This window comes from Flavobacterium saccharophilum (assembly GCF_900142735.1).
In the GTDB taxonomy this organism is placed as follows: Bacteria; Bacteroidota; Bacteroidia; order Flavobacteriales; family Flavobacteriaceae; genus Flavobacterium; species Flavobacterium saccharophilum.
Window position 1 is genome coordinate 1 of sequence record NZ_FRBY01000007.1, and the last position, 12,941, is coordinate 12,941.

The 12,941-nt window shown below is 33.8% G+C and carries 8 protein-coding genes and 1 pseudogene; 5 read left to right on the top strand and 4 right to left on the bottom strand.

What is annotated here, in order from left to right:
- From BUA98_RS20485 to BUA98_RS20495, 3 genes and pseudogenes are all read right to left on the bottom strand, one after another.
- Positions 1–2,471: pseudogene (locus BUA98_RS20485) on the bottom strand (hypothetical protein); the annotation flags it as partial.
- A 574-nt stretch (positions 2,472–3,045) separates the two neighbouring features.
- Positions 3,046–3,909, bottom strand: coding sequence for an alpha/beta hydrolase (locus BUA98_RS20490; RefSeq protein WP_072975591.1), 864 nt, complete (start codon positions 3,907–3,909; stop codon positions 3,046–3,048).
- A gap of 424 nt (positions 3,910–4,333) precedes the next feature.
- Complete coding sequence (locus tag BUA98_RS20495) at positions 4,334–5,206, bottom strand: AraC family transcriptional regulator (RefSeq protein ID WP_072975593.1); 873 nt, start codon at positions 5,204–5,206, stop codon at positions 4,334–4,336.
- 451 nt (positions 5,207–5,657) lie between these two features.
- On the opposite strand from BUA98_RS20495, the gene BUA98_RS20500 reads away from it, so the two are divergent.
- The 5 genes from BUA98_RS20500 to BUA98_RS20520 all read left to right on the top strand — a co-directional run bounded on the left by BUA98_RS20500 (position 5,658) and on the right by BUA98_RS20520 (position 9,211).
- Entirely contained in the window at positions 5,658–6,065 is a 408-nt protein-coding gene (locus BUA98_RS20500; RefSeq protein WP_072976039.1) for a secretion protein, read from the top strand.
- A 513-nt stretch (positions 6,066–6,578) separates the two neighbouring features.
- Entirely contained in the window at positions 6,579–6,986 is a 408-nt protein-coding gene (locus tag BUA98_RS20505; protein WP_072975595.1) for a secretion protein, read from the top strand.
- A gap of 453 nt (positions 6,987–7,439) precedes the next feature.
- On the top strand, positions 7,440–7,847 hold the full coding sequence (locus tag BUA98_RS20510; protein ID WP_072975597.1) for a DUF3244 domain-containing protein: 408 nt from the start codon (positions 7,440–7,442) through the stop codon (positions 7,845–7,847).
- Between the two features lie 381 nt (positions 7,848–8,228).
- Positions 8,229–8,615 carry a secretion protein gene (locus BUA98_RS20515; protein ID WP_072975598.1) on the top strand — a complete coding sequence of 129 codons (387 nt, stop codon included), beginning with the start codon at positions 8,229–8,231 and terminating at the stop codon, positions 8,613–8,615.
- A gap of 215 nt (positions 8,616–8,830) precedes the next feature.
- Entirely contained in the window at positions 8,831–9,211 is a 381-nt protein-coding gene (locus BUA98_RS20520) for a flagellar motor protein MotB (RefSeq protein ID WP_072975600.1), read from the top strand.
- Between the two features lie 91 nt (positions 9,212–9,302).
- On the opposite strand, the gene BUA98_RS20525 is transcribed toward BUA98_RS20520, so the two are convergent.
- On the bottom strand, positions 9,303–12,743 hold the full coding sequence (locus BUA98_RS20525; protein ID WP_072975602.1) for a methylmalonyl-CoA mutase family protein: 3,441 nt from the start codon (positions 12,741–12,743) through the stop codon (positions 9,303–9,305).
- Between the last annotated feature and the right edge of the window lie 198 nt (positions 12,744–12,941).

Genomic DNA, 12,941 nt, shown 5'->3' on the forward strand with positions numbered 1-12,941 from the left:
GGTGATTGTGGAACTACAGCTGCAGGAGCGGTAATGATAAAGTCTTTGGTGATTGTTTCACTATAACATTTGTCGGTTATTTTGTAACTAACACTTACTGTACCGCCTGCGCATAAAGTTGGTGCCATAGGATTTCCTATGAATTCCCCTTTAGCATCACAACCGCCGCTTACGCCAAAACCTAATTTGAAAGTTTCAAATGCAGCATCCAAAGCAGCCTGGTCAGCATAAGCACAAGCTGATGCGTTTACTGGATCTGGTGATTGTGGAACTACAGCTGCAGGAGCGGTAATGATAAAGTCTTTGGTGATTGTTTCACTATAACATTTGTCGGTTATTTTGTAACTAACACTAACCGTTCCGCCTGTACATAAAGTTGGTGCCACAGGATTTCCTATGAATTCCCCTTTGGCATCACAACCTCCGCTTACTCCAAAACCTGATTTGAAAGTTTCAAATGCAGCATCCAAAGCAGCCTGATCCGCATAAGCACAAGCAGATGCGTTTACAGGATCTGGTGATTGCGGAACTACAGCTGCAGGAGCGGTAATCGTGAAAGTTGCAGAACAAGATTTTTGTTGACCACAAGCATCAGTAACACTGTAATTTACAGTTACAGATCCGCCACATAAAAGTGGAGCTGTTAGGTTTTCTAATCCCGAAGGTGTTAAAGTACCATCCCCGCCTGAAACTGTAAAGCCTTGTTTAAATATTTCAAAGGCTGCATCTACAGCTGCCTGATCGACATAATCACAGGAACTTTTTATGTTATCCGGAGGGCAAACTATAACAATAGGTGTTGGCGGCGTCATTGTAATAACTACCGTGTCCGCTTTCTGACATCCATTTAACGGATTAGTAACTGTTAAGGTATAAGTCCCGGCCTTATCTATTGTTGGTGTCAGAGTAGTCTCATTTGAAACAATATTTCCATCCAATGTGGTCCATAAAAAAGTAGCATTAGGTGTGCTCGATGATCCCGACAATTGTATGGAGGTGACTAAACACGTTAATGCCTTATCATCTCCCGCATTAACATTCGGTAGTTCCTTATCCTCAATAACCGTAACCGTTTTTTTAGCAAAACAACCTTCTAAATTGGTAAAAGCATAAACGGTATAAATCCCTTTAACGGATACAACCGGTGCAATTCCATCTAAAAGTGGTCCATCGGCGATACCATCTGGTGATGGACCGTACCATTTAACAGTAGCATTTAAAGGTGTTGGTGTAGCTGTTAAAGTAGCATTAGGATTAGTACAGGTTAGTGGATTACTAACATTTCCCACTACCGCTACATCGGTAATATTTCCGAATAAAAATGGCCCGGAAAAATCTTTTAATTCTGAAGTAAAGGACGAAGATGATCTTGTTTTTACTAACAGAGATCCTAATAAATTCGAACAAGCACTTTGATTAATATTTCGGCTATCTAACCCTAAAGCAGTCAAATTAATTCCGAACTCAGCAAATTGCAAAGCTTCATAATCATTTTGAAAAGAAGCCTGTGAACCTCTTAAGGTTCCCCAAGGTGGTCCCAGAGTCGGAGCTGTTACATTAACAACTGCAAAAATGTCTCCATTTATTCCTCCACCTTTTGCGTTTATCTCTGCATATCCATAAGGAGGTGCACCATTACCCTGGTCATAAACACCGGTAAGATCAAAAGGTCTGTTTGGTTTTGAATTAAAAGCAGCTCTATCTGCATTCGATATCCAAACCCTTACACTTGCAATTGGTTTTGTACCTCCATTTTCAAAATCAACAGCAACTATTATATCTCCCGGAACGAGAATTTTTCCAGTTGCGTCAAAAGTCCAGGCTGTATGCCCCGACTGACCACCTGTACCAATTAAAGCGCTTCCGTTATAGCTAACTTCTGTTCTGAAAAATTCAAAATCAAAATGCGAATTCCCGTCAGAGGATATTTTAGATGCCCCGCCATATCCCCATAAAATCCCATTGGGATTTGTAGCTAAGGCCAACGGAGATACATCTCTTTTTAAGTAACCATACACATCTACGATATCATCTTTTTGAGGTATACTTCCAACTCCTAAAGCCCATGTAGCGGGATTGTCTCCGTTTTTATTAGAATTACCTGAAAAAACATTAGAATCATTGTTACTTTGTGTAGAATTTCCATCACGACCATATACAGCATCTATCCACAAAAAATTACCAACAGTGGTATTTTTGGGTTTTGACATTCTTTTTTCGAATGTAAAATTATTGTTTGCCTGAATTGAAGTTTTTAGACTTGCTGCATTGGTCTGATCGATCACATTTTCTCCAGTTCCAGTGGCAAAAGCAGCACTATAAAACCAGTCATCATAAATGCCTGAAGTCGTTGGGGGAACTAAAAACTGCTCTTTGTTCGCATAAACATCAGCATCGATACCAAAATTAGCCTGTACAGCTGCTCCGGAAACCGCCTGGGAATACAGATTAGAATGGAAAGCAGATAGCATAAAAAACACAATCAGGTAAAATTGATGTTTCTTATACTTGAATATTTCCGTCAAATTAAAATTTGAGAAAATTAAATAAATTGAAGAACAAAAGATTTTGCAAAATTCATGTGCAATCTTCATCTGATAAAAAATAGTTTTTTTCATAATAATAGTATTTAGAATACCATTAATTAGTGAAACGGTAAAGTTTACAGATTTGGGAATTACATGAAAATAATAACCATCTTCAAAAAATTCTGAAGTACAAAATCAAAAAAAATCTTTTAAAAAGAAGAAACCCTCAGAAATAAATTCTGACACAAACGATGAGGGGTGAAAAACATTTGTTAAAATTAATTAATAACATAATTCAGCTTACTCAGAACCAGATATAATCGATATCATTCCGAAATAATCGATGAATGGAATCAAACAATAGGAAAAATAGTATTTTCAAATTTTAAAATTTAGAGAAAATAAAAAATCAGGGCTTATGATTTGTTAAAAACAAAAAATAAGCCCCTGATTTTTACAGATATCTCAAAAAGATAACATTATATTAAGTTAATTCGTTCCAAATAACTAAAGGTTGTTATTTGGTTGTTTTACTTTTAAACAATATTTTACTGAAAAATAAAGCGTGATAAGGCAATGAATTATCCCAATAATCCCACGTATGGGCACCAGGACGTTCCGTATAATCGTGCTCTACTTTATTATAAACCAATCTGCGGTGCAATTCACGATTTGGTTCTATTAAAAAATCATCAACACCACAGTCAATAATCAACGGCAACTTATTTTCTTTGATTTTATCCAGCATGTTCATAACAGCATATTTTGCATACATTTCAGAACTATCACTTTTATCTCCAAATACAGGCTGCATTAATTTAACCACCTGAGCTGATGATTCGCGATTCAGCATTGTACTCATATCTACTGCCCCACTCATACTTCCTGCAGCGCAAAAAAGATCAGGATGTTTGGCCGATAAATAAAGCGCACCGTGACCTCCCATCGAAAGTCCGGTGATTACCCTTCCATTTCTATTGTTAATGGTTCTGTATGTTTTATCTACTTTCTGAATCACTTCCTGGGTAATAAAAGTTTCAAACTGACTCTCCTTGTTTACCGGACTATCCAGATAAAAACTAAAAGTTTCACCTTCAGGCATCACAATGATCATATTATATTGATCAGACAATCCCTGAACTAGTTTTTTATTGGGTGTATTTTTTAACCAATCACTGAAGTGTCCGTAAGCACCATGAAGCAGATACATTACCGGATAAGCCGTTTTACTTTTTGTATAAGAGTTTGGCAATACAACTGCAGCTTTGTAGGTTTTGCTCATAGCTGTACTGGCAATTTGTAAAGTATCAACTTTTGCAGCATAACTCAGAGACGAAACGCATAAAAAAGCTGTAAATACTAAAATTTTAAAGTTTTTCATATTGGTATTTTTTTGATTAGGGATTGTAAATATACTTTTTTCCCAGTAAATTATATGAAAAATCCGACTCGTTGTTTGTGATAAAAAGGTTTGCCACGAATTCACGAATTAATTCTTTTTATTGTTGTGATCAGGTTTGCTACGAATTACACAAATTTCCACGAATTAATTTTTATTGTGTTTGTGATAAAAGGCTACCAGAAATTCACGAATTAATTTTTATTATTGTTGTGATAAGGTTTAGCATAAATTACACGAATTTCCAATGATTAAAATGAGTTTAATTTTTAAAATATATTTCAAATAGTTCAAATTTTAAGCACAAACTCTAAAGAAATAAATTCGTGGAAATTTGTGAAATTTGTGGCAAAAAAAAACCATTCGTTTGTAGCGAATGGCTTTCAATATAAGTATGTTATTTATATTAGCTAATTATAATTTTATGCTCCTGACGATATTGAGATGCACTTACACCAGTATAATGCTTAAATGATTTACTAAAATGACTAAAATTATTAAAACCACTTTCGTAACAAACCTCGTTTATACTTATTGGTTTCTCTGCTAAGAGTTTTGACGCATGGACCAAACGATATTCATTCACAAATTCGGTAAATGTTTTGTTCGAAACTTTCTTGAAATACCTGCAAAATGAAGGTGTTGTCATACTAACCATGCTTGAAACCTCATCGATAGCAATTGATTCCTGAAAATTATCTTTCACAAAATTAAAGATCATCTTCATTCTGTCATTATCCTGCGTGTTCAGTTCGAGTGAGAAACCATCTGCATTAAGAATGGTGTATTCTTCTGATGCCTCAAGCTCGTCTAAAATACTTAAGAGGGTCAATAAACGTTCAAATGGAAGTTGTTTTTCCATCTTTTCTATTTTATCGCCAATTTGCTTTTTAGTTTTCCCTCCAAAAGCAATTCCTCCTTTAGACTGTGTAAGGACATTTTGAACCCTTCTCATCTCCGGAGCACTAAAAAAGTCGCTGCCTAAAAATTCAGGTTTGATATGAATAACTGTCTCGTTTATATTTCCTGTCAGCTCATTTGTAAAACCACAATGAGGCAAATTTGCACCTATAAGCATCAAACTACCATTCGTATAGTAAGAAACGTGACTTCCTATTTGTCTTTTCCCTGCCCCACCGTTTATATAAACCAACTCAATTTCAGGATGATAATGCCATAAATGAGCTTTGCTATTGGTCTTTTCGGCGTGTTTAGTGTAGGTAAAAGAACTTCCGTATGAGTTTGATATCACTTCAAGAGCTGGGGCTATTGTCTTCATGATAAAATCTTTAAATAATAATAGCAAAATTAACAAAAACACCTAAAATACTTCAAATTTTAACCTATAACGGTTTCGTAATTGATAATTTATCATAATTTTTCCTTTGCGTTAAACCACAAAAATTTCACTATTTTACCTTTTTTTTCAAGACTCCTATTTTTATCCGTGATTTTTTTAATATATCGCATTTTATTCCCGTTTTTTATATGCATGCAGTATTCTTTGTAAGAATTACAGAATATTTATAAAATGTTAAAAATTAAAAAAACATTGAAAAATAACAACTGAATTAACCAAAATACCTTTAATAATTCAAATTTTAACCTATAACGGTTTCGTAAATGAGAATATAGCATATAAATTGGCTAATAGAGTTGTGAAAAAAAATCTACCACTGAAGTAATTTAGCATCAGAAAAAGGAACTAATAATTTAAAGAAATAATGGTTATGAAAAAGATTTTAAAATTAAGTTTAGTGTGTGCAGTACTTTTTACAGGAATGAGCACTTATGCAATTGATGGTAACGAAGATTTTACTCTTCATGTATTAAAAGGAAACGGAAAATTAGTAACATTCGCTCTTAACCAGGTTAAAAAAGCAACTCTTACTATATATGATAAAGATGGTTCAGTACTTTATTATGAGAACGCTACAGGTAAAGACGGAATCTTAAGAACTTTCAGTTTCGAAGAATTTCCAGCAGGAACTTATATCTTAGAAGTGGAAGACAGTGTAAAAAAAGTAAAACATGAAATTACAGTAACTGATGATGGCTCTTTTTTATCATCAAAAGCAATTTCATCATCTTATAAAGCAGATACAACTGCAAAAAATACTAGCGTAGCAACACGCTAAAAAAGTTTATACTCGCATACAGTATAAAAATGAGGTTAGATAGTTAGTAAAGTTTAAAAACTGTAAAGTTTTAGAAACAGCTCTTTGTGGTTATTGAGCTGTTTTTTTTTTGCTTTTAACTTAATAATTTAACCGCAAAGTGCGCAAAGGTTTTTATTCCGGCTTACTTATAACAGACACAAAGTTCGCAAAGCTTTATCAACACAAAGCTTTGCGAACTTTGTGTCTGTATAAATCCGGTATATAAAAAAACCTTGTGCACTTTGCGGTTAAACTTCAAAGTAGCTTTTTTGTAAGAAACAGATAATTTTACATTTTCTTAAACACCACAAAACGTTGAAAAATAATCGGCTATTTTACTAAAACACTAAAAATAATTCAAGTTTTAACCTATAACGGTTTCGTAAATGAGAATATAGCATAGAAATTGGAAAATAGAGTTGTGTTGAAAAATGGATTTCAGAAGTAATTTAGCATCAGAGAATTAGAACTATTAATTTAAAAACTAATACCATGAAAAAGATTTTAAAATTGAGTTTAGTATGTGCAGTACTTTTCACAGGAATGAGTACTTATGCAATCGACGGGAATGAAGATTTTAATCTTCATGTATTAAAAAGAGATGGTAAACTAGTGACTTTTGCGCTTAACCAGGTTAAGAAAGCAAATTTAACTATTTATGACAAAGATGGTTCTGTATTATATTATGAAAGTGCTTCTGGTAAAGATGGAATCTTAAGAACCTTCAATTTTGAGGAATTTCCTGAAGGAACATACATCTTAGAAGTAGAAGATAGCGTAAAGAAAGTGAGACATGAAATTACAATAACTGATGAGGCTACTGTTTTATCATCAAAAGCAATTTCATCTGTTTATAAAGCAGATTCAACTGCAAAAAGTACAAGCGTAGCAGTACGCTAAAAAAGTTTATACTCTCATAAAGTATAAAAATGAGGTTAGATAGTTAGTAAAGTAAAAACGTGATTGTTTATAAACAGCTCTTTGTGGTTATTGAGCTGTTTTTTTTGTTTCCTACTTAACCGCAAAGTTCGCAAAGTTTTATTGATAAAGCTTTGCGAACTTTTTCGTCTGTATAACACCTGATATGTAAAAACCTGGCGTTCCTTGCGGTTAAATTTAAAAGTCACTTTTGTAAGAATTACAGATAAATTTACACTCTCTTAATTTAAATAAAACATTAAAAAATAATAAGTGAATTAACAAAAACAATAAAAATAATTCAACTTTTAACCTATAACGGTTTCGTAAATGAGAATACAGCATCGAAATTGGAAAATAGAGTTGTGAGAAAAACACAATAACTTAAGTAATTTAGCATCAGAGAATTAGAACTATTAATTTAAAACTAATGCCATGAAAAAGATTTTAAAATTGAGTTTAGTATGTGCTGTACTTTTCACCGGAATGAGTACTTATGCAATCGACGGGAATGAAGATTTTAATCTTCATGTTTTAAAAACAAATGGAAAGCTTATCACATTTGCCCTTAATCAGGTGAAAAAAGCAAGCTTGTCTATTTACGACAAAGATGGTAATCTAATTTATTCTGAAAATGCTTCAGGTAAAGATGGAATTTTGAGAACTTTTAGCTTAGAGGAATTTCCGGAAGGAACTTACTATTTAGAAGTTGAAGATAATGTGAAAAAAGTAAAACATGAAATTACAATTACTGATGAAGCTACTGTTTTGTCAAAAAAAGCAGTTTCATCAGTTTACAAAGCTGGTTTCTACAATAAAAATACAAGTGTAGCAACACGTTAAAAAGTTTATACATACAGTATAAAAATGAGGTTAGATCGTTAGTAAAGTTTAAAAACTAAAAAGTTTTAGGAACAGCTCTTTGTGGTTAAAGAGCTGTTTTTTTATGCCATATTTTTAGAAAAATTTCTGCTCAGAATTATTTTTGGAAAACTATTCTTAATAATTTTAAAAGTCTGATTTTTACACTTTTAAAAAATAGCTAAAAAAAACATCCAATCCTTAAGTTTTTACGTACATACTTTAACAAAAACGTCGAAACATCTTTAATTCAGCAACTTATCCGTTTGAAAACGGCATTTTTTTGCACAAAATTAATTTTTTTTGTTAGTTTTACCGTTCCACTATTTAGTATTAAACAATTTAAAAACAATTTAAAAAAACATGACAAATTTTACCAAAATGGGCATGGTTGTAGCCTTATTTCTAACAACAATTTTTACCTACGCGATTGATGGAAAAGGAGATTATATTTTGAATATAATTACCGGAAACGGAAAAGTAGTTAGTTTTACTTTACACACCGTTGAAAAATCAGTTTTTTCTATTTATGATGAAAATCACAATTTGCTTTACACAGGAGATTCTGCTGCAGACAAATTAGAGATTTCAAAAACAATAAGTTTAGAAGGTTTTCCAGCCGGAACTTACGTTTTAGAAGTAACAGAAAGCGGTAAAGTTGCCAAACATGAAATTAAAGTTGTAGCTAAAAAAGTAAAAAAAGTTGCATTAGACGAATCAGTAAACGAAAGTCCTGGTTTTCGTCGCTAGTCACTCTTTTTGCCCAAAAAGTTAAAAGCAGCTCTTCCTACGAGCTGCTTTTTTTGTTTTCTTACGATACAATATAATATGATTTTTACGTTTTGATATTTAGTCTTAACAAACTGTTACTATGACCGTTAAATTTTCATTTAACCGTTAAAACAACCAAAAATCAATAGATTTAAATACATTTGTACAATTAAGTTACTTATTATCAAAGGCATATGAAAAGAAAGCTAGCCATTTTGTTACCATTCACTCTTTTTTGTTTAAAGCTTTCTGCTCAAAATGAAAATTATGTAACCAAGAAAACTGGCGAAAAATACGCTTATGTTGATGTAAACAAAACTTACGAAAAAGTGGCCGCAAAAGGCTATAAATCTATAGATCTGTTTCAGAAACTAGGAAATTCTTCTTACGCTATTTGTAATCTGGAAAAAGCTGCAAAATGGTACGGTGAGTTATTTGCCATGACATACGATTTAGATCAAATGTATTATTACCGATATGCAGAATCGTTAAGATTCATTTCTCAAAATGAAAAGGCCGATGCATTGATTGAGCGATTGAAACGGAAATCTAAAGTATCAGCTAAAAAGAAATAGAACTATCAAAAATATATAGCACATCTGTGTACAAACAAAAAGCAGCTCTAAAATAGAGCTGCTTTTTGTTTGTATTTTTTCTTCAAATAGATTACATGTTTCTTCTATACTGCCCACCCACTTCAAACAAAGCCGAAGTAATCTGACCCAACGAGCAAACTTTTGTAGCTTCCATTAAATGGTCGAATAAGTTTTCGTTTTTAATAGCAGCTTCCTGTAATTTGTTTAAATGCTCGTTTACTTTTGCTTCATGAAATTGGTGCAAATTATCCAGCATTGTAATTTGATATTGTTTTTCTTCTTCGGTGGCGCGAATTACTTCTGCCGGAATTACCGTTGGAGAACCTTTTGAACTTAGGAAAGTATTTACACCCACAATTGGAAAATCTCCGTTGTGTTTTAAGGTTTCGTAATACAAACTTTCTTCCTGAATTTTAGAACGTTGGTACATGGTTTCCATAGCACCCAAAACGCCACCTCTTTCTGTAATTCTGTCGAATTCCTGTAAAACAGCTGCTTCCACTAAATCGGTTAATTCTTCGATGATAAACGATCCCTGAATTGGGTTTTCATTTTTCGCCAAACCTAATTCTTTATTGATAATCAACTGAATCGCCATGGCACGACGCACTGACTCTTCTGTTGGTGTTGTAATTGCTTCATCGTAAGCGTTTGTATGCAATGAATTACAGTTGTCGTAAATCGCATACAAAGCCTGCAAAGTCGTTCTAATATCATTAAAATCAATTTCCTGAGCGTGTAATGAACGACCAGAAGTCTGAATATGATATTTCAGCATTTGTGCTCTTTCGTTGGCTCCGTATTTGTTTTTCATGGCTTTCGCCCAAATTTTACGTGCCACACGACCAATTACTGAATATTCCGGATCTACTCCATTCGAGAAGAAAAACGATAAATTAGGTCCAAAATCGTTGATGCTCATTCCGCGGCTCAAATAGTATTCCACGTAAGTGAAACCATTTGAAAGTGTGAAAGCCAACTGTGTAATTGGGTTCGCTCCCGCCTCTGCAATATGATATCCAGAAATCGAAACCGAATAGAAATTACGAACGTTTTTGGTAATAAAATATTCCTGAACGTCACCCATTAATCGAAGTGCAAATTCAGTTGAGAAAATACAGGTATTTTGCGCCTGATCTTCTTTTAAAATATCGGCCTGAACAGTACCACGAACTTGTGATAATGTTTTAACTTTTATTTCATTATAAACTTCTAAAGGCAAAACTTCGTCTCCGGTAACACCCAAAAGCATTAATCCTAAACCATTGTTTCCTTCCGGTAAATCGCCTTGGTATTTCGGACGCTCCGTTCCTTTTTCCTTGTATATTTTGTTGATTTTAGCTTCAACTTCTTTTTCTAAATCATTCTCCTTAATATAATACTCGCATTGCTGATCAATCGCGGCATTCATAAAGAAACCTAACAACATCGGTGCTGGTCCGTTGATCGTCATACTTACTGATGTTAAAGCATGAACCAAATCAAAACCGGAATACAGTTTTTTAGCATCATCTAAACAACAGATTGAAACTCCTGCATTTCCAATTTTTCCGTAAATATCCGGACGTAAATCGGGATCGTTTCCGTATAAAGTCACACTGTCAAAAGCAGTCGAAAGTCGTTTTGCCGGCAATCCTGCGCTCACATAATGAAAACGTTTATTTGTTCTCTCCGGTCCGCCTTCTCCTGCAAACATTCTTGATGGATCTTCTCCTTCTCTTTTAAAAGGATATAATCCTGAAGCAAAAGGAAATTCACCCGGAACATTTTCCTGTAAACTCCAACGTAAAATATCCCCCCAGGCCTCATATTTAGGCAAAGCAATTTTCGGAATTTGCAGGTGTGATAAACTCTCGGTATGTGTCGCGATTTTAATTTCTTTATCACGAACCTTAAAGGTATAAACCGGGTTTTTGTATTTATTTACTTTCTCATCCCAATTTAGGATAATTTCCCAATTGTACGGATCTAAATCCATTTTTACTTTATCAAATTGATTTAGTAAAAGGTTTAAGAAAATTCTGTTTTCATCGTGTTCCTGAATTCCGGCTGGCAAAACAGTTGCATCATCAATTCCAGCTTTATTGATTTCCGGAATTTTACCCGAAACCGATTCTATCGTTTTGAAGATTCCATATAATTTCTGTGCTACTTTTTGTTGTGACAGCGCAATTTCATCATAGCTTCTGTTGTTCTCTGCAATTTCAGATAAATAACGTGTTCTGTGTGGCGGAATCACGAAGATTTTCTCACTCATTTCACGCGTAATCTCAAAAGTCGATTTTAAATCTGAATCGGTTTTTTCGACAATTTTATCCATGATCGCTTTGTAAAGCGTGTTCATTCCCGGATCATTAAACTGCGAAGCAATAGTTCCGAAAACCGGCATTTCATCCGGATTTTTATCCCATAAATTATGATTGCGCTGGTATTGTTTTTTAACGTCACGAATGGCGTCTAAAGCACCTCTTTTATCAAACTTGTTTAAAGCTACCAAATCAGCAAAATCAAGCATGTCGATTTTCTCTAATTGTGTTGCAGCTCCAAACTCAGGTGTCATTACATATAAGGATACATCAGAATGGTCCATAATCTCTGTATCAGACTGACCAATTCCTGAAGTTTCAAGAATAATTAAATCATATTTTGCAGCTTTTAGAACCTGAATGGCTTCGGCAACATATTTAGATAAAGCCAAATTAGATTGACGAGTTGCCAAGGAACGCATATAAACACGAGGATTATTAATTGCATTCATTCGGATTCTGTCTCCTAATAAAGCACCTCCTGTTTTTCTTTTTGATGGATCGACAGAAATCAATCCGATAGTTTTCTCTGGAAAGTCAATTAAAAAACGACGAACTAATTCGTCAACTAAAGAAGATTTTCCGGCTCCTCCTGTTCCGGTAATTCCCAAAACAGGAATTTTAGAATCAGCATTATTGGTATGAATCTGATCAAAAACGGGTTTTGCAATTTCAGGGAAGTTTTCTGCTGCTGAAATTAAACGTGCAATTGCAGTTGGAATTTTATTTTCAATATGATCAATTTCTCCATTTAGTTTATCTCCAATTGGATAATCGGCACGTTGTACTAAATCATTAATCATTCCCTGTAAACCTAAAGAACGGCCATCATCTGGAGAATAAATTCTGGTAATACCATATTCATGTAATTCAGAAATTTCGCTTGGCAGGATTACACCTCCGCCTCCACCAAAAATCTTGATATGTCCCGCTCCTTTTTCGTGAAGCAAGTCATACATATATTTAAAGTATTCATTATGCCCACCTTGATATGATGTCATTGCAATGGCATTTGCATCTTCCTGAATGGCGGTATTCACCACTTCTTCAACGCTTCTGTCGTGACCTAAATGAATCACTTCGACACCCGTTGACTGGATAATACGACGCATAATATTAATCGCGGCATCGTGCCCGTCAAAAAGAGAGGCTGCGGTGACAATTCTTACTTTATTTTTAGGAATATATGGTATTTGTTGTTCCATTTTATGAATATGATAATTTTAAGGGAGCAATTTACAAAATATTTTAATATTTGATCATTGCAATAGCTTTATGTTAACAAAAAAAAGAATAGTTTTTTTGACCAGTAGGGTAACAATTTGAGTACTAATCAAATATAGTGAATATAAACCTACAAGACATGGCAATTTCGCAACATTAAAATAAAATATAACAACGTG